Origin of the sequence: Flavihumibacter fluminis (assembly GCF_021491375.1) — a bacterium.
Taxonomy (GTDB): domain Bacteria; phylum Bacteroidota; class Bacteroidia; order Chitinophagales; family Chitinophagaceae; genus Flavihumibacter; species Flavihumibacter fluminis.
This window is the reverse complement of the sequence record NZ_JAKEVY010000001.1, coordinates 620,092-644,932: the sequence shown is the minus strand read 5'-3', so window position 1 is coordinate 644,932 and position 24,841 is coordinate 620,092. Positions and strand designations below refer to the sequence as shown.

General features: G+C 45.2%; 25 protein-coding genes and 1 tRNA gene. 16 read left to right on the top strand and 10 right to left on the bottom strand.

Translation table 11 applies throughout. The features are described 5' to 3' along the window. Positions 1-129: 129 nt before the first annotated feature. Positions 130-948 (bottom strand): 3-deoxy-8-phosphooctulonate synthase, encoded by an 819-nt coding sequence (gene kdsA, locus L0U88_RS02960; protein ID WP_234864117.1) that lies wholly within the window; start codon positions 946-948, stop codon positions 130-132. Positions 949-1,122: 174 nt separating this feature from the next. Here kdsA and L0U88_RS02955 point away from each other — a divergent pair, with 174 nt between their 5' ends. Further along, a complete protein-coding gene (locus L0U88_RS02955) occupies positions 1,123-2,070 on the top strand; it encodes an NAD-dependent epimerase/dehydratase family protein (RefSeq protein ID WP_234864116.1) in 948 nt (315 codons plus the stop codon). Positions 2,071-2,132: 62 nt separating this feature from the next. Continuing rightward, positions 2,133-3,359 (top strand): peroxiredoxin family protein, encoded by a 1,227-nt coding sequence (locus L0U88_RS02950; RefSeq protein ID WP_234864115.1) that lies wholly within the window; start codon positions 2,133-2,135, stop codon positions 3,357-3,359. A gap of 8 nt (positions 3,360-3,367) precedes the next feature. Here L0U88_RS02950 and L0U88_RS02945 read toward each other — a convergent pair whose 3' ends face one another. The 6 genes from L0U88_RS02945 to L0U88_RS02920 all read right to left on the bottom strand — a co-directional run bounded on the left by L0U88_RS02945 (position 3,368) and on the right by L0U88_RS02920 (position 8,016). Continuing rightward, positions 3,368-3,778, bottom strand: coding sequence for an RrF2 family transcriptional regulator (locus tag L0U88_RS02945; protein ID WP_234864114.1), 411 nt, complete (start codon positions 3,776-3,778; stop codon positions 3,368-3,370). Next, positions 3,775-4,491 (bottom strand): 4-hydroxy-tetrahydrodipicolinate reductase, encoded by a 717-nt coding sequence (gene dapB, locus L0U88_RS02940; RefSeq protein WP_234864113.1) that lies wholly within the window; start codon positions 4,489-4,491, stop codon positions 3,775-3,777. Before dapB ends, L0U88_RS02945 begins: the two co-directional genes overlap by 4 nt. Positions 4,492-4,669: 178 nt before the next feature. Continuing rightward, a complete protein-coding gene (locus L0U88_RS02935) occupies positions 4,670-5,476 on the bottom strand; it encodes a DUF5683 domain-containing protein (RefSeq protein ID WP_234864112.1) in 807 nt (268 codons plus the stop codon). A gap of 3 nt (positions 5,477-5,479) precedes the next feature. Further along, on the bottom strand, positions 5,480-6,397 hold the full coding sequence (locus tag L0U88_RS02930; RefSeq protein ID WP_234864111.1) for a ParB/RepB/Spo0J family partition protein: 918 nt from the start codon (positions 6,395-6,397) through the stop codon (positions 5,480-5,482). Between the two features lie 74 nt (positions 6,398-6,471). Next, positions 6,472-7,299 carry a ParA family protein gene (locus L0U88_RS02925; RefSeq protein WP_234864110.1) on the bottom strand — a complete coding sequence of 276 codons (828 nt, stop codon included), beginning with the start codon at positions 7,297-7,299 and terminating at the stop codon, positions 6,472-6,474. Between the two features lie 36 nt (positions 7,300-7,335). Then, positions 7,336-8,016 (bottom strand): metal-dependent hydrolase, encoded by a 681-nt coding sequence (locus L0U88_RS02920; RefSeq protein WP_234864109.1) that lies wholly within the window; start codon positions 8,014-8,016, stop codon positions 7,336-7,338. 111 nt (positions 8,017-8,127) lie between these two features. Here L0U88_RS02920 and L0U88_RS02915 point away from each other — a divergent pair, with 111 nt between their 5' ends. The 6 genes from L0U88_RS02915 (at position 8,128) to L0U88_RS02890 (ending at position 12,580) form a co-directional block, all read left to right on the top strand. Continuing rightward, positions 8,128-8,637, top strand: a complete 510-nt coding sequence (locus L0U88_RS02915; RefSeq protein WP_234864108.1) for an NADPH-dependent FMN reductase — start codon at positions 8,128-8,130, stop codon at positions 8,635-8,637. A 9-nt stretch (positions 8,638-8,646) separates the two neighbouring features. Further along, a complete protein-coding gene (locus L0U88_RS02910) occupies positions 8,647-9,894 on the top strand; it encodes a metallophosphoesterase (RefSeq protein WP_234864107.1) in 1,248 nt (415 codons plus the stop codon). Positions 9,895-10,001: 107 nt separating this feature from the next. Then, positions 10,002-10,595, top strand: a complete 594-nt coding sequence (locus tag L0U88_RS02905) for a porin family protein (protein ID WP_234864106.1) — start codon at positions 10,002-10,004, stop codon at positions 10,593-10,595. A 52-nt stretch (positions 10,596-10,647) separates the two neighbouring features. Continuing rightward, on the top strand, positions 10,648-11,460 hold the full coding sequence (locus L0U88_RS02900) for a 2,3,4,5-tetrahydropyridine-2,6-dicarboxylate N-succinyltransferase (protein WP_234864105.1): 813 nt from the start codon (positions 10,648-10,650) through the stop codon (positions 11,458-11,460). Further along, positions 11,461-12,387 (top strand): DMT family transporter, encoded by a 927-nt coding sequence (locus L0U88_RS02895; protein WP_234864104.1) that lies wholly within the window; start codon positions 11,461-11,463, stop codon positions 12,385-12,387. It abuts the gene before it with no gap. 111 nt (positions 12,388-12,498) lie between these two features. Then, a tRNA-Leu gene (locus tag L0U88_RS02890) sits at positions 12,499-12,580 on the top strand. Positions 12,581-12,635: 55 nt separating this feature from the next. On the opposite strand, the gene L0U88_RS02885 is transcribed toward L0U88_RS02890, so the two are convergent. Further along, positions 12,636-13,337, bottom strand: coding sequence for a VIT1/CCC1 transporter family protein (locus L0U88_RS02885; protein WP_234864103.1), 702 nt, complete (start codon positions 13,335-13,337; stop codon positions 12,636-12,638). 124 nt (positions 13,338-13,461) lie between these two features. On the opposite strand from L0U88_RS02885, the gene L0U88_RS02880 reads away from it, so the two are divergent. From L0U88_RS02880 to L0U88_RS02865, 4 genes are all read left to right on the top strand, one after another. After that, positions 13,462-14,463 (top strand): Ig-like domain-containing protein, encoded by a 1,002-nt coding sequence (locus L0U88_RS02880; RefSeq protein ID WP_234864102.1) that lies wholly within the window; start codon positions 13,462-13,464, stop codon positions 14,461-14,463. Between the two features lies 1 nt (position 14,464). Next, positions 14,465-15,760, top strand: coding sequence for a hypothetical protein (locus tag L0U88_RS02875; protein WP_234864101.1), 1,296 nt, complete (start codon positions 14,465-14,467; stop codon positions 15,758-15,760). A 103-nt stretch (positions 15,761-15,863) separates the two neighbouring features. Beyond that, entirely contained in the window at positions 15,864-16,979 is a 1,116-nt protein-coding gene (locus L0U88_RS02870) for a sensor histidine kinase (RefSeq protein ID WP_234864100.1), read from the top strand. Next, on the top strand, positions 16,948-17,688 hold the full coding sequence (locus tag L0U88_RS02865; protein ID WP_234864099.1) for a LytR/AlgR family response regulator transcription factor: 741 nt from the start codon (positions 16,948-16,950) through the stop codon (positions 17,686-17,688). Before L0U88_RS02870 ends, L0U88_RS02865 begins: the two co-directional genes overlap by 32 nt. A gap of 5 nt (positions 17,689-17,693) precedes the next feature. Here the strand turns inward: L0U88_RS02865 and L0U88_RS02860 are convergent, their stop codons facing one another. After that, entirely contained in the window at positions 17,694-18,731 is a 1,038-nt protein-coding gene (locus L0U88_RS02860) for an alpha/beta hydrolase (protein ID WP_234864098.1), read from the bottom strand. A 312-nt stretch (positions 18,732-19,043) separates the two neighbouring features. Here L0U88_RS02860 and L0U88_RS02855 point away from each other — a divergent pair, with 312 nt between their 5' ends. The 4 genes from L0U88_RS02855 to ygiD all read left to right on the top strand — a co-directional run bounded on the left by L0U88_RS02855 (position 19,044) and on the right by ygiD (position 22,332). Continuing rightward, positions 19,044-19,616: a Crp/Fnr family transcriptional regulator gene (locus L0U88_RS02855; RefSeq protein WP_234864097.1), complete on the top strand. Its 573-nt coding sequence runs from the start codon at positions 19,044-19,046 to the stop codon at positions 19,614-19,616. A 79-nt stretch (positions 19,617-19,695) separates the two neighbouring features. After that, entirely contained in the window at positions 19,696-20,274 is a 579-nt protein-coding gene (locus L0U88_RS02850) for an NAD(P)H-dependent oxidoreductase (protein ID WP_234864096.1), read from the top strand. Between the two features lie 28 nt (positions 20,275-20,302). Further along, positions 20,303-21,364, top strand: a complete 1,062-nt coding sequence (locus L0U88_RS02845) for a DUF6544 family protein (protein WP_234864095.1) — start codon at positions 20,303-20,305, stop codon at positions 21,362-21,364. 116 nt (positions 21,365-21,480) lie between these two features. Then, complete coding sequence (gene ygiD / locus L0U88_RS02840) at positions 21,481-22,332, top strand: 4,5-DOPA-extradiol-dioxygenase (protein WP_234864094.1); 852 nt, start codon at positions 21,481-21,483, stop codon at positions 22,330-22,332. On the opposite strand, the gene L0U88_RS02835 is transcribed toward ygiD, so the two are convergent. Next, positions 22,333-24,840 carry a phosphocholine-specific phospholipase C gene (locus L0U88_RS02835; RefSeq protein ID WP_234864093.1) on the bottom strand — a complete coding sequence of 836 codons (2,508 nt, stop codon included), beginning with the start codon at positions 24,838-24,840 and terminating at the stop codon, positions 22,333-22,335. It lies immediately after the preceding gene. Position 24,841: the final 1 nt, after the last annotated feature.

The following is a 24,841-nucleotide window of genomic DNA, read 5'->3' as shown; positions in this document are numbered from 1 at the left end:
AAAATTAACTATTCAGCGGCATCCTTTTCAGAAGAATGTGACCATTGAACGAAATTACTGGATGAGACTGGTATACCCGGGATGAGGTTTAATTCTTAACCTGGTCTTATCATCTGTTGAGGGGGGGGCTTATAGGGCTTTTCGTAGTTTTACCAGGGTGGTCAGCAGTTCCTCCAGCAGGTCCAGTTTCAACATATTGGCTCCGTCGCTTTTGGCAACCGCCGGGTTTGGATGTGTTTCAATGAAGAGGCCATCCGCTCCTGCTGCCAGTGATGCTTTGGCGATGGTGCCAATCAGTTGTGGATTTCCTCCCGTTACACCGGAAGTCTGGTTGGGTTGCTGCAGGCTGTGGGTGCAATCCATCACTACCGGCACACCGTGTTCCTTCATCCATGGAATATTGCGGTAATCCACAACCAGGTCCTGGTAGCCGAAGGTGGTGCCTCTTTCCGTAAGGATAATTTTATCGTTCCCTGCCTGCCTGATTTTTTCCACCGCAAACTTCATAGCCGGACCGCTCAGGAACTGGCCTTTTTTCACATTGATGATTTTACCCGTTTCGGCGGCGCTGACCAACAGGTCGGTTTGCCGGCAGAGGAAAGCGGGTATTTGAAGTATATCTGCGAATTTGGCTGCAGGGGCGGCTTCGTCGTGGGCATGGATATCGGTGGTAGTAGGTAGTTGGAAACGCTGACCTGTTTTATGAAGCAAACCTAATCCGAGTTCGTCTCCTAGTCCGGTAAAGGAACTGGCACTGGTTCGGTTCGCCTTTCGGTAAGAAGATTTGAAAATATAAGGGATGCCGAGTTTCGTGCAGATGGCTTTTACTTTTTCTGCTACCTCGCTAAGCAGTTCTTCGCTTTCAATAACACAGGGGCCGGCAATCAGAAAAAAGTTTTTTTCGTCGTAGGATTGTCCCTTGAACAGGTCTTGCAGAAATTTTTCCATCCTGCAAAGATAAGGGTTCCTTTCACCCCGCCATAGGTGGGTACCCTCCTCACATGGCGGACTACCATCCTCCTCGGTGGAATGAGGAAAGGAGCAGGGGGTAGGGAAACGATTGCGCTGGTTGAAAAACCAAAGCGTTTTGTATGTAGGTTTGCAACCGAAATTTTGCTTGCTATGACGAAAGAAAAAATATTGGTAATCGGCGCCTGTGGACAAATCGGTGTGGAACTAACTCTGGCGCTCAGAAAGATTTACGGAAACAGTAATGTGCTCGCCTCTGACCTTCGGGAAGAAAATGAATTGCTGAAAGGTACTGGTCCCTATGTATCAATTGATGCCCTCAATAAGGAGATGTTACATGTGCTGGTAATCCGCCAGAATATTACGCAGATTTATCTGTTGGCTGCGATCCTTTCGGCAACGGGCGAAAAGAATCCCAATCTGGCCTGGCATCTGAATATGCAAAGTTTGTTGAATGTGCTGGATATCGCACGGGAAGAAAAGCTGACTAAAGTTTACTGGCCTTCTTCCATTGCGGTGTTTGGTCCAACTTCCCCAAAACAGAACTGCCCGCAGTACACCATTATCGAACCTACTACCGTGTATGGCATTTCCAAATACGCTGGTGAATTCTGGTGCAATTATTACCACCAGCGATACGGAGTGGATGTGAGAAGTCTGCGGTACCCCGGACTGATCAGTTATAAATCCGCCCCGGGCGGAGGTACTACCGACTACGCTGTTGAAATTTTTCACGAAGCCCTGGAAGAGGGGAAGTATACCTCCTTCCTCAAGGAAGATACGTATCTGCCCATGATGTATATGCCGGATGCCATTAAGGCAACCATTGAACTCATGGAGGCGCCGGCAGAAAAGATCACAGTTCGTACCTCCTACAATGTTTCCGCTATGAGTTTCTCTCCCCGGGAAATTGCCGCTTCGATCCAGGAACATATTCCACATTTTAGCATGCGATATGAACCTGACTACCGGCAAGCAATAGCCGATTCCTGGCCTCAGAGCATTGATGATCATATTGCAAGGAGAGATTGGGGCTGGCAACAGGATTTCGATCTCAAGCGTATGACAGCTGATATGCTGGCCAATCTGAAAGCTCAGTAGGCTTGTTAAAATCACAGGTAAACCGGCTGGCTGGCGTAAATTGCCGGTCAGAATACTGGATTATGCGAAAACTTATTGGAATAGTACTCATTAGTTTGACTGGATTCATCGGACAGGCGCAAACCATAAAAGCGGGTACCTGGAAGGCGGAGCTGTTGCGTGAAGCCGGTTTGCCTATTGTTTTCAATTTCGAATGGAGGTATGAAAAGGGGAAACCTGAAATGACGATTCTCAATGCATCAGAGCGACTGGAGGTCCGCAATATTCAGCGCAAAGGGGATTCCGTTTTGATTGATCTGCCTTTTTTTGAGTCCGCGTTTTTCCTGCAAATTCAAAAAGATGGTTCGTTAAAGGGGGAGTGGAAAAAGGGCACGAGCACTGTTTTATCGGTAATGCCAATGATTGCCAGGCCGGGAGTGAAAGATCGCTTTCAACCCGGAGCTCCACCAGCGGGTAGTATTTCAGGTAAATGGGAAATGACAATCATTCGTCCGGATGGGAGTCCGCGTCCCGCAGTTGCACAGCTTGTACAAAAAGGCTCATATCTCACCGGAACCATACTGGCTCCTTCGGGGGATTACCGCTATCTGGAAGGCATTGTACGCGGCGATAGTATGTTTCTAAGCACTTTTGATGGCAGCCATGCGTATGTGTTTTCAGCACATATCCGTTCTGAGAATGAGATTGAAGGCGGCTATTTTTACTCCGGTCCCAAACATGTGGAAGCATTTTCTGCCATTCGTAATGAAGCAGCCAGTCTGCCAGTTGATGGCATACAGGTACATGTTCGGCCGGATGCGCCTCCCTTACAATTCAGTTTTCCTGATCTGGAAGGTAAGACCGTGAGTATACGAGATCCCCGATTCCAGAATAAAGTGGTAGTGATTCAGATCATGGGCTCCTGGTGTCCAAATTGTATGGATGAGACCCGTTTTTTAAGCAGGTATTATGATCAACATAAAGGGCGGGGACTTGAAGTGGTTTCCCTGGCTTATGAATACAGTACCGATATCAATCGGTCCCGTGCCAGCCTTCGCAAGTTTAAAGATCGGTTCAATGTGGGATATCCCATGCTGATTACCGGTGTTACCAGTTCGGATACGCTTCGTACAGAAAAAACATTACCTCAGTTAACGCCGATAAAAGTATTCCCAACAACGATTTTTGTTGGTAGAGATGGCTCAATAAAAAAAATAAACAGCGGATTTTTTGGTCCGGCTACCGGGGAAGAACACACGAAATATGTGAAGGAGTTTGAAGAAACGGTGAACCGCTTATTGGGAGAATAATATGCAGCTTAGAGAAATGCAAGATCGGCTACTGTTCTGTTTTCCAGGATGGCCAGGCTCGCATCACGCACTTCTTTCATGAGATGATTCAATCCACAGGTAAGTTCATTGCAGTCTTCGCATTTCTTGTAAAAGTTGAGGCTGGCGCAAGGTAGCATGGCAATCGGACCGTCAAGTAAGCGGATAACTGTAGCCACTTTAATCTGCCCGGGCGGCTGGGCAAAATAATAGCCCCCGCCTTTTCCTTTTTTACTATCGAGGAGTCCTGCTTTTTTCAGGTCCAGCAGAATAGCTTCCAGGAATTTAATGGGAATTTTCTGATCCACGGAAATATCTGCGATAAGAATAGGTCCCTGGTTTTCCCGCTGAGCCATATAACTCAGCGCTTTCAAGCCGTATTGGGTTTTTTTTGAGATCATAAGCCAAGTACATCCTTCATGCCATAAATTCCCCTCTTACCTTGCAGAAATTCGGCGGCCATCACCGCACCGGTAGCAAATCCCGTTCTGCTATGCGCTGTATGAATGATTTCAATATCATCAATGGCAGAAGCATATTTAACCTTATGGGTACCAGGTGCCGGATCGATACGTTCACTGATGATGGACAATTCATCCGCTTTCCCGGATGCATGATTTACCCAGTTTTTGTATAACGGAATGGTGTGCAGGATTTGTTCCGCCAGGGTAACTGCTGTACCTGAAGGAGCATCTTTTTTCTGCGTATGGTGAATTTCCTCCATGGAGGCGCGGTATTCTGTCTGATGGGCCATCAGTTCCGCCAGTTTTTTATTGAGTTCAAAAAAGATGTTTACTCCAACAGAAAAATTACTGGCATAGAGAAAAGCACCCTGCTGTTGCAAACAGTATTCATCAACCGCTTCTTTCTTATCGAGCCAGCCGGTAGAGCCACATACAACGGGAACTTTACATTTCAAAAGATCCATGATATTGTCAAATGCGCTATGCGGACTGGTAAATTCGATGGCCACATTAATGCTTGCCAGCTTTTCCTCGTTGAGTTCATGTCTATTGTCGACGTCAATTTTAAGTCCGATTGTATGTCCTCTTTCCAGTGCGATTTTTTCAATGGCCTGGCCCATTTTCCCGTATCCGATGAGTGCGATTTGCAAAGTAAAAAATTGAAGGTTAGAAGTTTTGGCAGGTTACGTAGTTGGCAACCTTTCGCGCAAAGATAAGGAGGAATGGAAGAGGGGCAATGGAAGATGGAGGAATGGAAGATGGAACACTGCCTTCAACCGTTTCCTTTGTCTCCTTTGTCTCCTTTGTCTCCCTTCTCCCTTCTCACATTTATTTCACCCAAAGCCTGCCTGGCTTCGCTTTGTGAATATCAAATATCAGCGATAATCCGGCAGTATTACCTACACCCAACTGGTAGGTGTTGTTGGGCAGGAGCGGTTTGAGTTTCATGCTAAGCTCCGGACTCACATCAAACTCTTTCAGGTGTGCATCCACGGTTGCATCCACAACATTGAGGCCCCAGAAAAGAAGGAAAACCAATACGGAATAATCAATGTTACGGCGAAATTCCCGGCGGTAGTTATCGAGAGAGGAGGCTGCATTGTTTTCTACAAATACTCTGAGATAGGGCGCCACTTTATCCCAACTGGCGGTATCCCTGCCAACAGTTACCTGGTAAGCAAAACGCACTTCCCGGTAGGTTTTGATATTGTCAAAAAACACATACCCGGTAATTCCCAGGGCTGCATAAACAATAGGTACTTTCCAGTATTTCCTGTTATAAATCTGTCCCCATCCTGGAATAATTGCGGAACGAATGGTGGCTTTCCGGGGATCATGGGGCGCTTTTATTTTTTTGGCAGTTTTCGCAGTGTCTTTTCCTGCACTCGCAACTTTCCCCGTGCTGTCCACAACCGCCAGGAGTTTTTTGGGAGCCTGCAAAAGACTATCGGATGGCCGGGCCAACGAATCTATTTTAGCAGGTATGGTATCACGGTTTGGAAGAGAAGCATCGCTAACAGTAAAGCTCATGCGCCAGTTGAAGAAAGGCAGGGGAGCTTCATGGGCAACTGCCTCACTGCTCCAGAAAAATCCGGAAAAAAACATCAGCAATAATGCCAGTCGGAGTCTGCTCATGAATTAATTCACCGTTACACCCATTGCTTCCAGCAGCTTGTTCAGCTCCTGGATTGAATAATATTCCAGGGTAATACTGCCATGACCTTTTTTGTTATGGTTCAGCTTCACTTTGGTACTGAAATGGGATGCTAAATTATCCTCTATTTTCTTGTATACAGGAGGCAGGCTGGTTTTTGGAGCAGTTTTAACAGCGGGACCATCCTCCTTATACATTTTCCGAACCAGTTCTTCCGTCTGGCGAACAGATAATCCCTTGTTCTTGATTTCGTTAAAAATATAGAGTTGCTTATCTACATGATCCACATTAATCAATGCTCGTGCATGTCCCATGCTGATATCGGCATTCCGAACTGCTACCTGGATATCGGGTGGTAGTCGTAGCAAACGAATATAATTTGCCACGGTACTTCTTTCCTTACCCATACGTTCAGCCACCTGTTCCTGCGTGTAGTTCAGTTCATCCATCATGCGCTTGTAACTCAGGCTCACTTCAATTGCATTCAGGTCTTCCCGCTGCAGGTTTTCCAACAATGCCAGCTCAAGTAGCTGTTGGTCATCCGCCTGGCGGATATAGGCAGGGATATCTTTTAATCCAGCTATTTTGGATGCCCGGAAACGTCGCTCTCCGGAAATCAGCCGGTATTTACCCGAAGGCAGTTTGGAAACCGTGATGGGTTGAATGATATCATGTATTTTGATAGAGGAAGCCAGCTCATTCAGTGCCTGCTCATCAAAATCACGACGAGGCTGCTTGGGGTTGGTTTCAATTTGTGTAATGGGAATACGGGCAATGGAAGTTGCCTGTTCCACCACCTGGGGTTTCAATTGCCCCGAGGTGTTTTTTAAATCGGCATCAATATTCTGCAATAAGGAACGAATTCCTTTTCCTAGCGCGTCTTTTTTATTTGGGTTGGTCATGATAAGAAGTGAAAAGTGAAAAGTGAAACGTGAAACGTGAAATGTGAGAAGTGAAACGGCAAAAGTCAAAAAATCTACTCTTCTGCTCCTTCTTCGGTTTCTTCTTCCATCACGCGGTCTTCCTGGCTGATGCGGGTCATATTGTTTTTCTGGAGGATTTCTTTGGCAAGATTCAGGTAGTTTACGGATCCTTTACTGTAAGCATCATAGAGAATAACCGGTTTTCCTACGGAAGGCGCTTCACTGATCCGGGTGTTCCTGTGTACGATTGTATTAAATACCAGTTCATCAAAATGGCGGCGAACTTCACTTACTACCTGGTTGCATAAGCGCAAACGACCATCGTACATGGTCATCAGGATACCTTCAATTTCCAGTTCCGGATTGAGCCGGTTCTGTACAATTTTAATGGTATTCAGCAATTTACCCAATCCTTCCAGTGCAAAAAACTCAGTTTGGACAGGAACGATCACCGAATCGGCGGCAGTTAATGCATTCACTGTGATAAGTCCCAGCGAAGGGGAACAATCAATCACGATAAAATCATAGTCTTCCAATACCGGTGCCAGGATACCTTTTAATACATTCTCCCGGTTGGGATAATTGATCATCTCGATCTCTGCACCTACCAGGTCGATATGCGATGGCACTACATCCAGGTGAGGAATGTCCGATTTCAGGATCACATCCCGGATCGGTGTACCATTTACCATACAGTCGTACAGGCTCTGGGTGATATTATGCAGATCGAACCCGGTTCCGGTAGTACTGTTCGCCTGGGGATCAGCATCCACCAGCAGGGTACGAAATTCCAGTACGGCAAAACTCGCTGCCAGGTTAATGGCTGTGGTGGTTTTGCCTACACCACCTTTTTGATTCGCTACGCCTATGATTCTTGCCATAATTCAGTTCCTCGTTCTTCGTTTTCGGGTATGGGATTAAATCGTAATACTTTCACCAATGGCAACCAAGTGCAATTTTTTGCCGCCGTAGGAAAATAAGTCCTGGGCGGCCTGGTGATCAATTTTGATAAATCCGAAAGTATCGTAATGGACTCCAATAACCTGCTGGCACTGGATCATTTCAGCGCAGGCCAGGGCATCGGAGGCGTTCATGGTAAAATTGTCGCCAATTGGCAAGACCGCAAAATTAAGTTTTGCCCATCGCGGAATTAATTGCATATCAAGGGTTAAGGCAGTATCACCGGCATAATAAAAATTACCGGCATCAGAGTAAACGATGAAGCCCATAGGGTTACCACCATAAGAGCCATCCGGCAGTCCGCTGGAGTGCTGGGCTACGGTACATCTTACCCTAAAATCGCCAAAATCCCAGGAACCTCCTGTATTCATGGGGTGTGTATTGGCTACCCCATTTTTGTTCAGCCATTCGTGAATTTCCCAGTTGGTAATCACTTTGGCGCCGGTACGGTTGGCAATCGAAATGCAATCTGCAATGTGATCAGCATGGCCATGGGAAACCAGGATATAATCCGCTTTGATACTAGTTATGTCGATTTCTTTTGCCAGTTCATTATAGGTAATGAATGGATCAAAAAGCAGGTGTTTGCCGTTGATCACCACTGAAAAACAGGAATGTCCATAATATGTATATTGCATAATCTGCACTATTTTTTTGACCAGGGACAGCAAAAATAACGTTTCGGCTTAAAATAACCGGAACAAACCACTGCGGTGCTTGTTATCAATGGCAGATTTTTGCAGCATATCATGAATTCGAACTACACCATTGTATCAGGAACCAACCGTACCGGAAGTAATACGCTTAAAATTGCCTGGCAATACAAAGACCTCCTGGCTCAGAAAGGCATTGAGGCCAAACTGCTGAGCCTGGAAAATTTAGATGTCAGTACCCGTAATGAACAGATCCGCGAGCTGGAGACAAGTCTCCTGATTCCGACCGCTAAATTCATATTCATCTCTCCGGAATACAATGGAAGTATTCCCGGCGTGTTGAAATCGCTGTTCGACAGCAGTGATATCCAGTCCTGCTGGTGGGGAAAAAAAGCCCTGCTGGTTGGAGTCTCAACCGGAAGGGCCGGCAACCTTAGGGGTATGGAACACCTGACCGGAATCCTGCACTACCTGAAAATGATGGTGCATCATAATAAATTACCAATTTCAGTAGTGAATGTGTTACTGAACCTGGATGGCAGCATCAAGGACGAGCCTACGCTGAAAGCCATCCACCAGCAACTAGATGAATTCATTGCTTTTTAAACTGATTATATGAGAAGTTCGGGCATGATATGGGTGATCCTGGTATTCCTGCTGATCCTTGATTTTTACGTATTCCAGGTTTTACGCCATGTAACCCAGGGTTGGTCAGTACGATCCCGGCAGGCCATGCTGATAGGGTACTGGGTGGTATCAATCGGAGTGGCTGTTGTTTTTGTTTTTATGCCCCAACTGGGGGCAGATAACTGGCCTAAGGCTGTACGTTCTTATGTATTTGCCACCATTGTCGGACTCTTTTTCTCAAAGTTAATAGCGAGTGTGTTTTTCCTGGTAGATGATGTCCGCAGAGGTGTACAATTTACAGCGGGCAAGGTTATCCCCAAAGCAAGGGCTGCATCCGATGAAAAAGAGGAGGGAATCAGTCGCTCTGCTTTCCTCAGTTGGCTGGGACTGGCTGCCGGATCTACGCTTTTTGGTACGTTTATGTACGGCTTTACGAATAAATACAATTATTCGGTTAAGCGTCACCGATTGTCCTATGGAAACCTGCCCTCCGCATTCAAAGGCTTACGGATTTTGCAGATCAGCGATATCCATAGCGGAAGTTTTACTGATCCCGTAGCCGTGCAGAAAGGAGTGGATCGCATTCAGCAATTGAATCCTGATATCATTTTATTTACCGGTGATCTGGTGAATGATCGTGCGGTGGAAATGGAGCCTTACAAAGAGATCTTTTCAAAACTGAAGGCCCCGCTTGGGGTGTATTCCGTTTTAGGAAATCATGATTATGGCGATTATTATCAATGGGAATCAAGAGCCGCTAAGGAACAGAATCTTGCTGATCTGATCCAGCTGCATGCAGACATGGGCTGGCGGTTATTAATGAATGAACATGTGGTGCTGGAGCGGGAAGGCGAAAAAATCGCATTGCTTGGAATTGAAAACTGGGGAGCGAAAGCAAATTTTCCGAAATACGGAAATCTTTCCAACGCGTACAAAGGAGCAGAACAATATCCATTTAAGATCCTGATGAGTCATGATCCCAGTCATTGGGATGCAGAAGTGCGGGAAACCTATCCTGATATTGATTTGACACTTAGTGGCCATACACATGGGATGCAATTCGGCGTTGAATTACCCGGGTTCAGGTGGAGCCCGGTGCAATATGTTTACAAGCAATGGGCCGGACTCTATGAAACCGATCGTCAGAAACTCTATGTAAACCGGGGCTTCGGCTTCATTGGTTATCCGGGTAGAGTAGGCATTTTGCCGGAGATCACGATTTTGGAGCTCGTTTGACCAAGTCAAATGTGAAAGGTTTAATCCTGTTTTGTTTGCATTTTATTTAACAGGCATGCATAGCCGTTGGCATACAATTGGCGCTAATTTTCCACAAAACCAACGTTATGAAATCCAAACTCAGTTTGCTCGTATTGGCCTTGTTGGCCGTATCCTTAACACAGGCACAGGGGCTCCATTTCGGAATTAAAGGCGGTGCTAATTTGACCAAGGTAGATGGAAAAGCCATGACAGATGAATTCAATTATGGCTATCAGCTTGGCGGATTTGCGGAAGTGGGATTAGGAAAAAAATGGTTCATTCAACCGGAGGTAATGTGGACCGAATACAGAACACGTACTGCCGATGATTTTGAAGACATCATTAATTTTCCGGCAAATGGTTCCAACCGGCAGGAAGTGAAATTGAATTACCTGGCTATTCCAATTACGCTGAATTATCGGTTGCTGGATTGGTTCTCCCTGCATGCGGGACCACAATTCGGAGTATTACTGAACCAGGATAAGAATCTGCTGGAAAATGGGCGTGATGCTTTTAATGCCGGAGTGGTATCCTTAGTAGGTGGAGCGCAACTGAATTTTGGCGGCTTTCATATTACCGGTAGATACTTTACCAATATTAATGATATCAGCTCAGGTGATGTGAATGAGGCCTGGAAGAATAAAGGATTCCAGGTGGGAGTTGGCATAAGAATATTGTAAGCAGGCCGTGCAACGTTCATTTGCCCTATGTTTGCAAAAATTTTCTTTACCGATGTCTTTACAAGCAATGATTCAGGAAGCCTGGGGCAACCGGGAACTGCTCAAAGAAGCAGATTATGCAGATGCGGTTCGTGCCGTAATCGAAGAAGTGGATAAAGGTCGTCTTCGTGTGGCGAGTCCGGGTGAGAATGGATGGGTAGTGAATGAGTGGGTGAAACAGGCCATCCTGATGTACTTCGGCATTCAGCAGATGCAGACCTACGAACTTGGACCCTTTGAGTTTTACGATAAGATGTTGCTGAAGAAAAACTATGCATCACTGGGAGTTCGTGCCGTACCGCATGCTATCGCCCGCTATGGCGCTTTCCTGGGTCGCAATGTAGTGATGATGCCAAGTTATGTAAACATCGGTGCCTATGTAGATGAAGGCACCATGGTGGATACCTGGGCAACCGTGGGGAGTTGCGCACAGATTGGTAAAGGCGTACACCTGAGTGGCGGTGTTGGAATTGGGGGTGTACTGGAGCCTTTACAGGCAGCTCCTGTGATCATTGAAGATGGTTGTTTCATAGGATCCCGTTGTATTGTAGTGGAGGGTGTTATCGTGGAGAAAGAAGCTGTACTGGGCGCGAACGTAGTATTAACTCAGAGCACCAAGATCATTGATGTAAGTGGTCCAGAACCTATCGAATTCAAGGGAAGAGTGCCAGCCCGAAGTGTTGTGATTCCGGGTTCTTATACCAAGAAATTTGCAGCAGGAGAATACCAGGTGAGCTGTGCGCTGATCATTGGACAGCGGAAACCAAGTACCGATTTAAAAACCAGCCTGAACGATGCGCTGCGTGATTTCAACGTGAGCGTTTAAGTGGGAACTGGAGCACATAAGCAACTGCACTGGTGGGGGTTTGTATTGACCTTTGCCGGTGCAGTCTTGTTTTCGACAAAGGCCGTAATGGTGAAGCTGGCTTATCGCGAAGTGCAGATTGATGCGATCAGCCTGCTGATGTTGCGCATGTTGTTTTCGGTGCCTTTTTTTGTTGCGGTGGCCTGGTGGAACAGCCGGCAGGAGGGGGGTACGCCGGTTTCGAGGCGGGATTGGATGTGGGTAGTTATTTGCGGATTGCTGGGTTATTATGCCAGCAGTTGGTTTGATTTTATCGGGCTTCAATTTATTTCTGCCGCATTGGAGCGGTTGATCCTGTTTTTATATCCCAGTTTTACGGCATTCATTAATTATTTCTTATTTCGGCAGAACCTGAGCAGGAGGCAGGGCTGGGCATTGCTGATTACCTACCTGGGAATTGGCATTGCCTATTATGGTGAATTGCAGATTGACTATGGAAAGGAGGGTTTCTTTTTCGGCTCCCTTATGATTTTTATATGTGCGATTACCTATGCCGGTTACCTGGCCGGAAGTGGGCGAATGATACCCAAAGTGGGTGCAACTCGGTTTAACGCGTATGCCATGTTAGCGGCATCAGGCGGAATCTTTTTACATTACCTGGTTGAGAAGGGCATAGGTGGATTCGACTGGACAGGAGAGAAGGTTCAATTCGGGGTAATGTTGGCAATTTTTGCCACGGTATTGCCCTCTTTTTTTCTGACTGCCGGTATGAAGCGGATTGGCAGCAATAATGCTGCGATCATTTCCTCCATTGGTCCGGTTTCCACCATTGCCCAGGCCTATTTTTTTCTTGGTGAACCGGTGCATGGCCCACAGATCCTGGGAACTGTGCTGGTTGTGCTGGGTGTAACGATGATTGGCTGGAAATCCAATTCACCGGTCGGGTAACATCCGCCGCGGCGGAGTGATGGGATGAAAAAAAGTTTTGAAACGGACATTGATTTTTTGGAAGGAATCCTTGATTTCCTATATTTGCTCCCCGTTAAACATCAAACGGATGCCCAGGTGGCGAAATTGGTAGACGCACCGTCTTCAGGTGGCGGCGCCGCGAGGTGTGCTGGTTCGAATCCAGTCCTGGGCACGAAAAAAATCCCCCGACATTTGTCGGGGGATTTTTAGTTGGGTCAAATCAGGCCCTACACCTGTACCCCAAACATATATCCAACCGCTGCTGATAATACCATGGCAATTGTTCCCCAGATAACAATCCGAATGATCGCTTTACTGATGCTTGATCCGCCTGTTTTGGCGGAAACGGCTCCAAGGATAATCAGGGAAAGCATCGTAAAACCATATAGGAAGTATTCCATATTGGAGACCGGTGCAAAGAGTGTTACCAATAGTGGCAGGATACCTCCGGCTGTAAATGCCGCACCGGATGCCAGGGCTGCCTGGATCGGCTTTGCCTGGCTAATTTCATTGATGCCTAACTCGTCACGGATATGTGCGCCCAACGCATCCGCTGCTGTCAACTCTTTCGCCACTTGTAAGGCGGTTTCTTTTTTCAACCCCCGCTTTTCATAGATCTGGGCAAGGATGGATAATTCGGTTTCGGGCATTTGTTCCAATTCAAGCTTTTCTCTTTCAATATCTGCTTTTTCAATATCGGTTTGTGAACTTACTGAAACATATTCCCCCGCTGCCATTGATAGCGCCCCAGCCACAAGTCCAGCAATGGTTGCCAGCAGAATAGGATCCCTTTCGGTGCTTGCGGTTGCCACACCAATGGCCAGACTTGAAATAGAAATAATTCCATCGTTTGCACCCAGTACTGCAGCTCTTAGCCAGTTACTACGATGAATAAAATGGCTATCCAGGTAGTTGTCTATGGTGATCATATTTCATCGGGAGTTTGAACTATCAATGTACTGAATTTATGGAAGTCTTCGTTACCCGTCGGTTCTATTTGCAACTTGTCGGATTTTACATGGAGGCAAGTTTTGCCTGCTGCAATTTGCTTTCATGAAACACCTTATCCCCCTGGTACTCCTGGGTGTCATTACCCTGTACGCCTGTACCACAGAAAAAGAAAACGAAGGTCCTGATCCCGAGCCTACCGATAGGATTCTTGAGGAACTCGCCTTCAGCGCATTGCCGCAAACAACCGCCAGTTTTTTGCTTTCCGAAAATGCAGATCATGTAAATGTGATGGGCAATCAGCGCAAGCCATTGCCTGCATTCAAATCGCTATCAGTTAAACCAGGAAAAGCCCTTGGGTATGTAAAGGACAGTTATGGCAGACCAGTTGCCGGAGCACATATTGGTATTCGCTCTTCGGTTGTAGGTGGTGTTTATTCTAATGGTACTGGTGTTACCAATGACAAAGGATATTATGAATTCACCATACCATTCGGTACAGCAGAATTTTTCTCTGCAGCTTATACCATTGATTACGGCGCCGGCAGAGCAGCCATTGGTTTATTTCCTGCCGATTCAACACTGAATTCATTTGCATCTGAAGCCGGAGTGGTAAAAAACTTTGTCTTACTTCCCTACGGCAGAGGTAAATCAGATGCCGTCAGTGAAAAGCCCTGGTTTGGACGCAACTATTTTGGCGGAAGCATATTCATCAGTTACGATACCAAAGAACCTGGCGATATATGGGCACCTGCCGGTGCACTACTGGAAGGTGCTGAATTTGAACTCCGGCTTGAACCCGAAGAATGGCTGTTTCACGCTGCAGAACGAAAAACGATTGTAATCAGAAAGAAAACAGCTAATCTCAATTTTACAATCGTTAATATACCGGTCGGCCGCTATAAAATTTCTGCGCGCCTTGTTGGTGGTGGAGACCTTCGCTTGAAAGAGATTGGTCCCTATGCCAGTTCCAGTTTTGGTTTGTCACCCAAGCAGTCAGTAGGTTCCACAACTATATGGTTTAATCCGGATGGCGCCCAGGCAAGCAGCACCGCCGCCTATACCGGCAACTGGAGATCCATTGATGTAAAAATTGAAATGCCCTGATATGAAAACAAGATCCCGGCTTTTTTACCTGCTGATCAATTCAGCACTGCTACTGCTATTTTCATATGCATCCTGCAATCGGGAAAATGAAGGTCCCGGTGCCATCATGCCCACTCCTGAAATAAGACCACGTGGAACTGCTTTGGGCAATCCGGTAAGTTCGACCATCCCTGCTTCCGGTGGTGAATTAAAATCTGCCGATGGTAAACTCCTCTTGAAACTGCCTGCAGGTGCCGTTTCAGCAGGTACCGTAATTAGTATTCAACCCATAGAAAACACCCTGCCCGGTGGCCGGTTGACAGCCTATCGATTATTACCGGAGGAACTATCGTTAGGTAAACCCATTGAACTGATCTATACCTATTCTGAAGAGGATGTTGCCGGAACTGCTGAAGATGCGCTCTTCCTTGCCTATCAGAAAAATGATGGGGTATGGTCATTTATGACTGAAACCAGCCTGGATGCTGCCAATCGGAAACTAACGGTTACGACAAACCGATTTTCGGATTGGGCACCCTTTGCACTGTTCCGGTTAACTGCTGATCCGGATGAGGTAAAAGCTGGTGCAGAATCAAAGCTAAGTATCAAAATTGCTGATACTTACCTGCTGGCACCTGAACATAAAGAACGGGCAATTGGTAAGAGCAGACCGTTGAATGATAAAAACAAATTATCCAACTGGATGTTGACCGGACAAGGAGAACTCTCTGTGAAAGAGGATAAGTCAGGAGCAACGTTCAAAGCGCCAGTCCAGGTTAATGGTGCCGCAAATGTGACGATTTCAGTCGATTTAAACAGGGTTGTACCAGAAGATACACTTCCCCGAATCCGGCTTTCACAACAATTACAGATTTACAAAAGAGTACGTTTTTATCAGGAGACTTATTTTATTGCAACAGCCGGGAATGACGAAATCAATTTTCCCGCTCATTATTTTGTGCATCAGGATGGCATTCTGTCTGTGGTGGGCGCCCATAAAACCTCCAGTGGTACTCCGAGTATATCGCTCATGATGGGGGTGGGAGCGGAACTGAAAAGCAGGGTGTATCCCTGGAACCAGGACCTAAAAGACGGTACGGGTGTGATGGGATATGTACTGACCCTGACTGATGGATATATCTCTACACATGCCTGCGACGATGTGGCATCACCTGGTGCTGTAGCAGCAGAAGTGATAGAAGAAGATGGTGTAACCTTTATCCAGGGTGAATTTAATGGCAGGGTTTACAGGAACCGTGATTGCGACGATGACTTTTCATTGCCGATCCGGGGCGTTTTCAGGGTGAAAGCTAGATAATTTCAGGAATTTCGGAAACCATTAGTGTGTGGATAGTACCGTTCATCTGACAGTGCAATGAAGCTCGGCAGGCTTTGCCTACATTAGATCTGTAACAAAATGTATGCAAAGTAGATTCAGCAAAAAATTGTTTTGGCAAATATCCTTGGGTGAACTACTTGTCTGGAGCGGATTCTGCTCGCTATTCCTGTTGTTTTATTTTTTCATTCTAACCTACAATGCTTCCGGAAAAACAACCGATACGGCTCATTTTATCAGTGCTGTTGGAATTGAGTTAATAGTGAGTTATGCCGTAAGGATTGGAATCATTGCTGTTTTATGGTGGTTTTATTTCCGAAAGCTAAAAGATCGTTCTGTTTCAGCTACGATCTGGTTGCATCTCCTGACAGTTAGCATCTATCTGTTATTGGGCGGGATACTTCCCTATAAGCTGCTGGAAGCAGGAGGGATGGAAATGAAAATAGGTCGTTCCATGCTCTGGATGGATATCGCACTTCCTTATATTTTTTATGTAATCCAGTTCTCGGGTTTCTATGCGTATTTTTTCTGGTGCCGTTCGCAACAGCAGATAAAAAAGGAAAAGGAGTTGCTTTCACTTGCCTATCAGGCTGAAGTTGGAGCACTAAAGGCCCAGATTCAGCCTCATTTTCTATTTAATACCCTCAACAGTATCAGTGCAACGGTACTGCCGGAGCAGGAAGCGACCCGTATCCTGATTGCAAAACTGGCGGATACGTTTCGTTATGCATTGCGTTCAACAAGAGAGGATCTTGTACCGTTGGCTTCGGAGTTGCAATTTATTGAAAACTACCTTGCGTTGGAAAAAGAGCGATTCACGCACCGTCTTCAGGTGGAGATACTGGCGGATGAAACAGTTACAGATGCAGCGATCCCTCCGATGTTGTTACAACCATTGGTAGAAAATGCAATTAAACATGGAATTGGACCTTCCAAAACTGGAGGTAAGATCAAAATAGCCTGCCGGGAAAGCCACGGTTTTGTGGTAATTTATGTAAGTGACTCGGGCATAGGATATGAGGGTGACCTCAGCGCAATGACAAAGTTTGGAGGTATTGGATTGCGCAATACCATGCTAAGGCTGGAGAAATTGTATAATGAGAAAATACAGATCAGCAGGCATAAACCATCCGGTTTAATTTTTTCTTTTAAAATCCCTATTCATTATTATGCATCGAGGAACAGTATTGATTATAGATGATGAAGATGCAGCGAGGGTCCTTATCCGGCAATACCTGAATGACTATCCTGAACTGGAGATTATTGGTGAGTGTCGGGATGGGCTGGAGGCTGTGGCTGCCATCAATCGGATGGAACCGGATCTGGTATTCCTGGATATTCAGATGCCCTGTTTGAGTGGATTCCAGGTGATACGGCAACTGGTTCACATTCCTCAGATTGTGTTTACAACCGCATATGACCAATATGCATTGAAGGCATTTGATACCAACGCGGTTGATTATTTACTTAAACCCTATACACGCGATCGTTTCAGGCGGGCGGTGGATAAAGCGAAGCTTCAAAATCGATACAGCCAGGCCCGCATTACAGCTATGGCTGAATGTGCCGGAGAGCCTGCTCCCGCATTTTATGACCGTATCTTTTTGGAAGCGGGTCAGAAAATGATCAGTCTCGCTACGGATGAAATAATGTACCTGGAAGCGGAAAAGGATTATACCAGGGTATATGCGGGAGAAGGATTTTACCTAAGCAATTTTGGAATTGGGGTGCTTGAACAAAGACTGAATCCGTCGGTTTTTTTCCGGATTCATCGGTCTTTTATTGTAAACATTCATCACATCCGGGAACTCTATAGGGCAAAGAGTGAAACCTACCTGGTTATGAAGAATGATTTATCGCTGAAGGTCAGCCGGGGATATGCAGAAAATATAAGGAAGCTGATGTACTAGATTTTTCAATGCTGTTTTACTACTTGCTGCATAAAAAGTACGGCCCGATCCAGTACCTGTTGCCCCGGAGCTATATCAAGGTTGAATTGATATTCATGTGGCAAGGCTGGTTGAAAATTGGCGGGATAAAATACAGTATCAACAGGTACCTGCAAGACTGCCAATTTTCTGGCCAGGCTGGTAGATTGAAGTAACAAAGGGTCGTTATTGCCAGCAGAAATGAAACTGGGAGGGAAGTTGTTGGTAATGTAATTGAAGACAGAAGCAGTATGCAAGGAAGGATGATTTTCAAAATCCTTTCTGCCTCCATAGGCCCAGAGGACCGTTCGAAGAAACTGACCAAAGCTTCCGGAAAGATTCAGATTACTGATATCGTAAATGCCGCAATACAATAGCATACCTGCTAACGCTGAACGGTCAATAGAAGGTTGAATGCCCAAAGAATCTGCATAACGCTTGTCGGATAGCAGGTTGGCTAATTGGGCGGCAATCATGGAGCCGCCAGAATCTCCGGCAAGGAAGATTTTAGTGTTGTTGATAGAGTAGTCAGTTGCCCTGCTGCTCAGGTAGGCAAGTGCAGCATTGGCTTGTCGGATGGGAATTGGATAATTGGCTTCCGGTGCAATGGTATAATCTACCGATGCTACTGCAAAGCCTTTTGCTGCCAGAATTTTACAATAATTTCCAACCTGTTCCTTATTGCCTGAAATTAGTCCTCCCCCATGAAACCAGACAACCAGGGGAAGCCGTGGTGAATCCACTTCTCTATTGGAAGGAAAATACAGATCCAACATTACCGATTGATCTAAAGGATCGTATGGAATATCTTTCATTTCTTTAATACCAGGTGGAACATGCTTTTCCAATGCCGCATTCATTTTAACGGCCTCTTTATTAAACGCATACCGAATAAGGAGGGTAGATGGCCAGGGGCTGAAATTAAAGGAAAGGAAACCTGCTAATATCAAAAGCAACAGGATGCCAGTAATTTTGATAAAGCGGTTTTTTCGTTTATGGGTATTATTAACTGAGTATACGTTCACGGTTACTTTTTGTGAAAGATTGTAGCTGCTTCTTAAATTACAGAATATAAATGATTAAATGGAGGATCTATGGATGATATAAGGATTATTATGCTCCATCTGATTCAGTAGATTGGTTGATTGAAAAATACAGTAATGCCGCTGTGCGTAAGGTTCATTTAGATCCAAAAAATTTCCAGGTATCATCAATCGGACATTCTGGTATTTTCCAGGAGCGATTTGCTGCTTCTATCTGGAAAGATTTACTTAGTGAGATACAGGGAGCCAATTAAAGAGCGGTGTTTCGGATTGTATGCTTTGTATATTTATTTAATGAAAGCTTTGCGGCAATATTTAGAAATGGTTGGCCATTTGAGTGAAGAAGATATTCAGTCTTTGCTTGCCTTTGTGCGTTTCCAAAAATTGAAAAAAGGCGATTTTTTTATACGGGAGGGGCAGGTTAGTATAGAGGTTGGTTTTTTAGTATCGGGACTTATACGCTCCTATTATACAACTAACACAGGAGAAGAAATTACTTATTGTTTCAGGTTTCCAAATGACATGATTGCGGCCTATTCATCTTTTATTACCGGAAATAAAACCGATGAAAATTTACAGGCAATTTCTGAAGTAGAACTACTGGTATTTTCCAAACAGGAATTGAACAAGCTTTCCAACGATAGTTTGAATTGGACTAAATTTTTAAAAGAAATAGCAGAGCTTCAATATATTGAATTGGAAAAACGCATCTTCCAGTTGCAGAAAACTACTGCTTTGCAACGGTATGAGGATCTTTTACAGAACCAGCCGGAATATGTTCAAAAAATTCCGTTACAATATCTCGCTTCCTATCTTGGAATTACCCAGCGACATTTAAGCAGGATTCGAAAGGAGTTTGTTTTATAGACATTTGTCCTTTTTTATAATTCGCTCAGTCTCTAGTTTTGGGTACTACAAATCTTCAATTGACTATAATCCAAATGAGATGAAGCGAATTCTGGTAATTAATGGACATCCGAATAAGGACTCGTTCAATCAGGTCCTGGCTGATGCATATGTTGCTGGTGCTACAAAAACAGGGGCAGAAGTTAAAAGAATCAATATTGGTGAGTTAAACTTCAATCCGAATCTGGCGTATGGCTACCAGAAACGAATTGAACTGGAGCCTGATTTACTGGAAGCATGGAAGCTGATTCAATGGGCGGAACACCTGGTGTGGGTGCATCCTGTCTGGTGGGGTGGGTTGCCCGCCATTACCAAAGGGTTTATTGACCGTCTTTTTTTACCAGGAATGGCTTTTCGGTATCGCCCCAATTCTGTTTGGTGGGATAAGCTTTTGAAGGGAAAATCTGCCCATATTATTACTACACTTGATCAGCCCGGTTGGTACTACCGTCTGGTATTCGGAAGGCCCAGTGTAAACCAGTTGAAAAATTCTGTCCTGATGTTTTGTGGGATTGAACCTGTAAAACTGACCTTTATTGGAATTATAAAAACTTCTTCCCCCGAATTGAGAAAAAAATGGATTGATAAAGTGACTGGATTGGGCCGCGCTTTAAGATAGATGTTGAAGGAATGTAGTAAATTCCAATATGAAAATTTTATTCCTGGTGTTGATACTGCTTCATGCCGGAATTCATTTCCTGGGTTTACGTAAGTCGCCACAATTTGGATGGCTCTGGGTTGTAGCCGGAGTTTTACTACTGCTTTTTGCCTACCTGTATTTTAGTGCTGCTAACTATGCCTGGTTTGCAGGAGGCGTGGCAATATTGATCTCACAGTGGCTTATCTTTTCTGATTGGAAAGAAGCCCGCTTTGGAACCATCATAAACCTGCTTCTGCTGATAATAGTATTGGTGGAATTCGGAGTTTTTCGGATGCTGAAAAGGTTCGATACATTGGTGGAATCAAGATTAAAAATAAATGCAACAAACAGTTCGCAACTCATTACAGAAGCAGATTTGGTGCATTTGCCCTTAATCGTACAACAATATCTCAGTTACACGAATTCAGTTGGGAAGCCAAAGGTTTTCAATTTCAGGGCCGTGTTTAAAGGCGGTATGCGTTCCAATCCGGATGATTCCTACATGCCAATGAAAACCCTCCAATATAATTTCACCGAAGAACCATCCCGCTTTTTTCGGTTTACGGCAACCAAAGCCGGAGTGCCGGTGTCTGGTATTCATAGCTATGATACTTCCGGAGCAGTTTTCAATGTTAAGTTGCTAAACTGGTTTCCTATTATTGATGCAAAAGGAGATCAACTCAAACAGGCCGAAACTGTTACGGTATTAAATGATTTTTGTTTTATTGCCCCGGCTGCCCTGATTGATAAACGTATTCAATGGGAGCAGGTAAATGATACAGTGGTTATTGCGCGCTTTACCAATCCTCCTTTTACTGTAAGCGCCAGTTTGTATTTTACAGCAGAAGGTCAGTTGGTTAATTTTATTTCAAATGACAGATTTGAAACAGATGGCAAAACCTACAAGAATTATCCATGGTTAACCCCAGTTTCTGATTATAAGGAACTTAATGGTTATAGATTGGGTACCAGGGCCGGTTTGTGGTATGATCGTCCGGATGGCAAATTTCAGTACGGCGACTTGGAATTGGTAGAAGTGGAATATAATATTACCCGTCCTCTTGATTAATATCAACCCTTTTTCTTGACCAAACGCATTGGGTGAAGCATGTGTTCAACAGTAATTTTGTTTGAAAGTTACCTGTGAACAGAAAATTATTTATTCAATCAGTAACAACTGGAATCATGTCAATAGCTGGTTTTTCGGCCTTCCGAAATTTCACTTCCACACTTCCGGATCAGGATTTTTTGATGCCGGTCCTGTTCATCGGACACGGATCTCCCATGAACGGCATCCAGGATACGGAATTCAGTCGCCGCTGGACCAAAATGGCAACCGAAATTCCCACACCTAAAGCAGTACTGGTGATTTCAGCACACTGGTTTACCAGGGGTACTAAAATTACGGCAATGGATTTTCCCAGAACCATTCATGATTTTGGTGGTTTTCCGGATGAATTATTTGCTGTTCAATACCCGGCACCCGGTTACCCGGAACTTGCAAAGGAAACAGCGAATTTGATTACTACTACTCAGGTAGAACTGGACCACGACTGGGGGTTGGACCATGGTACCTGGACAATTATCCGGCATATGTATCCGGATGCCAACATTCCGGTTCTACAGTTAAGTATTGATTATACCAAAGGCGGACAGTTTCATTATGAACTGGCAAGGGAATTGGTTGCCTTGCGCAAAAAAGGCGTTCTGATTGTAGGTAGTGGAAATATGGTACATAATCTTCGAATGGTTGCCTGGAACCGGCTCGATGATCCCGGATTTGGATATGATTGGGCAATTGCAGCCAATGAACAGTTTAAATCTCTTATTGTTTCAGGCAATCATAAGGCTTTGATGGAATACGGTTCGCTTGGAAGAGAAGCACAGCTTGCTATTCCAACTCCTGAACATTATTTACCATTGCTATATTCACTGGCATTACAGGGACCTGCAGATACAATTGATTTTTTTAATGATCAGTTGGTTGGAGGTTCACTAACCATGACTTCAGTAAAAATTTCTTCCCTGCCGTCCTGATCAAACCACGCCTCCCATCAAAGGATCGGTAGTGCTGATCTGTCCGTTTTCTACGTGTCCGGCAAAACGCTGTTCAAAGCTGCTATTTCCTTTAATACGCACAAGCAGATCGTACCAGTTTTGATTTTTACTAAGGTCTATCACTACGCTGGCTGCTTTTCCGGCTGCAATGCTTTTAGTAACCGGGGCTGCTTTATAACTGGGATCGGTAATTTCGACTACCTGTGACCGTGAAGATGAATTTTTCATCATCACAACCACATTGCCAGTTAGCTGCTTACTGCCTTTGCGCTCTTCATAAGTGAGGCGTACTTCGAGCCCCGGATTCGCAGTTCCATCTTTGAATTCACGGTAAAAACCATTTGGTCCATGAACTCTTACATGAATAGCACCGGATGAGGGTTTCCATTCATCTGTTAAGCGATCACCTGCTTTCACTACATAATTTCGAGGTGGCACATTGGTTATTGCATCGTACGCAATAAATGGTGCGCCGCTTGTTTTGTTTCCAAACTGATCTTTCCTGTTTTCAAATGTCAGCTCTAACTGGCCATTGTTGAAGTTCCCATTCACGTACAACTGATAAGGAATAGGAGTAGCCGGTCTGGTTCCTTTTTCCTGTACGGGTACATGTGGGGAGGCCATTGGGTCAGCATTCAGTGCGGCCAGTTCTGCAGCTGATAGTTTATGAAATCCTTTCGGCATTTCTTTAAACTGAGCTTTATGAATACTTTCTAGGTAGCTGATCCGGTCCACAGATTCCGGTGCTTTTAATGTTTCCCCATTGTAAGGACGGAATACCGAAGTTAGGTCGCCGCATACAGTCCGGCGGAAAGCAGTTACCTCCTCTGAATAGATTTTTTTTCCTGTTTTGTGTGAAAGGAAATGTTCCAGGAACTGAATGGGAGAGGTGAGGTCGCATACTTCCGAATTCACCCAGCCGCCCCTTGACCAGGGAGAGGCTATAACCATTGGAACCCTGAAACCGAGTCCAATAGGCCCTTCCAGGTGTTTGGCTTTGGAAGGGTCTTTCATCCAGGCCTGAGATTTGTGAACATATTCTTCTTCACAATTAATCCCTTCGGAAGCTTTACCGCTGTTTGGCTGGTATGGATTCGGTGGCACAAAAGGAGGAACGTGATCGTAATACCCGTCATTTTCATCATAGTTTAAGATGAAAATGGTTTTCTTCCATACTTCCGGATTCTGAGTTAGAATGTCCATTACTTCACTCAGGTACCAGGCACCATACCAGGGGGAACCGGGATGGTCGGAAAAATTGGAGGGCGCTACTACCCAGGAAACAGTTGGGAGATTTCCTGTTTTTACATCTTCCCTAAACTGATACAGTATATCTCCTTTGGGTATTTTCATAGACCTGGTTGTACCATTGTCATCGTAGGTGATGGTTTCCAGGCTCCGGTAATCAGGGTCCTTACGGTTATCGCTAAACGCTTTTTCGTGCAGGTTTTTTTCCCGCTGGCTCAGGCGATCATAATTTTCCTGGGTATATTCCTTGACCGCTTTTTGTGCATAAGCATATCCTTTTTCAAGTCCTTCCAATTGCCTCTTCAGGCGGGGTAAGCCTGGATCAGTAGCAGGAGTGGCTGCGATTTTATCCTGCATTTCTTTTATTTTCCCAGGTAGTAGCTGAACAGCTTTCGGAAGGAATTGCCGGTGCCCATAAGCAAAACGGATCTGGTACTGCCTGAACCATTCAATCGGGTTGTCAGTAAAGTTGGCGAGCCAGTCTTCTTCTTCTCCCTCAAAGCCGGATTCAAGGCTCACTTCATTCTGATAGATTTTCCAGGTTACACCGTTATCCTCCAGGTATTCCGGAAAGGTTTTCCAGGTAGCTTCTTTTCCGTAATCGACATCTGAATTATATACATTGGCTATGACATTCGGATCATGTTTTTCCCGGATGGTTCCAGTCCAGAAATGAAGCCGGTTAGGAGTTGTGCCTGTTAAGGAGGAACAGAAATGCTGATCGCAAACCGTAAATGCATCTGCCAATGCATAGTAGAACGGGATATCGCGGCGGTCAAAATAGCCCATGGTCAGGGGCATCCCCTGGCATTCCTTTCTGCCTGGTTTTTTGGCTTCCAGCCAATTGTCGTGATGCCCTTCATTCCGGGCTTCAGTCATATCGTTCCATCCATGCGGAAGGGAGCCCAGCCAGGTGATTTTGCTGTCTTTCAGGTCGTGCCGGAAAGGCGTGTAGGTATTACCGTTGGCATCAGTTTGTGCCCACACTTTATTTTTATTGCGCAGGGTGATCGCCCTGGGATCATTAAATCCTCTCACACCCTGAAGGGTTCCATAACAATGGTCAAAGGACCGGTTTTCCTGCATCAGAAAAACGATGTGCTCTGCATCCAGGTAGGTTGACCCCGGAGCCGGATTAATGGCGAAGGCTTTCTGGATGGAGGCAGGCAGGCTGTTTGCAATGCCTGCGGTACCTGTAAGCAATGCAGCTTTGCGGAGGAATTCACGACGATTGTCCATA

Excerpts from the sequence above, each read along its gene's own strand:
- L0U88_RS02915 (WP_234864108.1), top strand. The coding sequence starts at position 8,128 with ATGAATTCGAACTACACCATTGTATCAGGAACCAACCGTACCGGAAGT.
- L0U88_RS02900 (WP_234864105.1), top strand. The coding sequence starts at position 10,648 with ATGTCTTTACAAGCAATGATTCAGGAAGCCTGGGGCAACCGGGAACTG.
- L0U88_RS02905 (WP_234864106.1), top strand. The coding sequence starts at position 10,002 with ATGAAATCCAAACTCAGTTTGCTCGTATTGGCCTTGTTGGCCGTATCC.
- L0U88_RS02865 (WP_234864099.1), top strand. The coding sequence starts at position 16,948 with ATGCATCGAGGAACAGTATTGATTATAGATGATGAAGATGCAGCGAGG.
- L0U88_RS02930 (WP_234864111.1), bottom strand. The coding sequence starts at position 6,397 with ATGACCAACCCAAATAAAAAAGACGCGCTAGGAAAAGGAATTCGTTCC.
- L0U88_RS02955 (WP_234864116.1), top strand. The coding sequence starts at position 1,123 with ATGACGAAAGAAAAAATATTGGTAATCGGCGCCTGTGGACAAATCGGT.
- L0U88_RS02950 (WP_234864115.1), top strand. The coding sequence starts at position 2,133 with ATGCGAAAACTTATTGGAATAGTACTCATTAGTTTGACTGGATTCATC.
- L0U88_RS02835 (WP_234864093.1), bottom strand. The coding sequence starts at position 24,840 with ATGGACAATCGTCGTGAATTCCTCCGCAAAGCTGCATTGCTTACAGGT.
- L0U88_RS02870 (WP_234864100.1), top strand. The coding sequence starts at position 15,864 with ATGCAAAGTAGATTCAGCAAAAAATTGTTTTGGCAAATATCCTTGGGT.
- L0U88_RS02945 (WP_234864114.1), bottom strand. The coding sequence starts at position 3,778 with ATGATCTCAAAAAAAACCCAATACGGCTTGAAAGCGCTGAGTTATATG.
- L0U88_RS02920 (WP_234864109.1), bottom strand. The coding sequence starts at position 8,016 with ATGCAATATACATATTATGGACATTCCTGTTTTTCAGTGGTGATCAAC.
- L0U88_RS02885 (WP_234864103.1), bottom strand. The coding sequence starts at position 13,337 with ATGATCACCATAGACAACTACCTGGATAGCCATTTTATTCATCGTAGT.
- L0U88_RS02935 (WP_234864112.1), bottom strand. The coding sequence starts at position 5,476 with ATGAGCAGACTCCGACTGGCATTATTGCTGATGTTTTTTTCCGGATTT.
- L0U88_RS02910 (WP_234864107.1), top strand. The coding sequence starts at position 8,647 with ATGAGAAGTTCGGGCATGATATGGGTGATCCTGGTATTCCTGCTGATC.
- ygiD (WP_234864094.1), top strand. The coding sequence starts at position 21,481 with ATGTCAATAGCTGGTTTTTCGGCCTTCCGAAATTTCACTTCCACACTT.
- L0U88_RS02845 (WP_234864095.1), top strand. The coding sequence starts at position 20,303 with ATGAAAATTTTATTCCTGGTGTTGATACTGCTTCATGCCGGAATTCAT.
- L0U88_RS02925 (WP_234864110.1), bottom strand. The coding sequence starts at position 7,299 with ATGGCAAGAATCATAGGCGTAGCGAATCAAAAAGGTGGTGTAGGCAAA.
- L0U88_RS02850 (WP_234864096.1), top strand. The coding sequence starts at position 19,696 with ATGAAGCGAATTCTGGTAATTAATGGACATCCGAATAAGGACTCGTTC.
- L0U88_RS02880 (WP_234864102.1), top strand. The coding sequence starts at position 13,462 with ATGAAACACCTTATCCCCCTGGTACTCCTGGGTGTCATTACCCTGTAC.
- L0U88_RS02855 (WP_234864097.1), top strand. The coding sequence starts at position 19,044 with ATGAAAGCTTTGCGGCAATATTTAGAAATGGTTGGCCATTTGAGTGAA.
- kdsA (WP_234864117.1), bottom strand. The coding sequence starts at position 948 with ATGGAAAAATTTCTGCAAGACCTGTTCAAGGGACAATCCTACGACGAA.
- L0U88_RS02875 (WP_234864101.1), top strand. The coding sequence starts at position 14,465 with ATGAAAACAAGATCCCGGCTTTTTTACCTGCTGATCAATTCAGCACTG.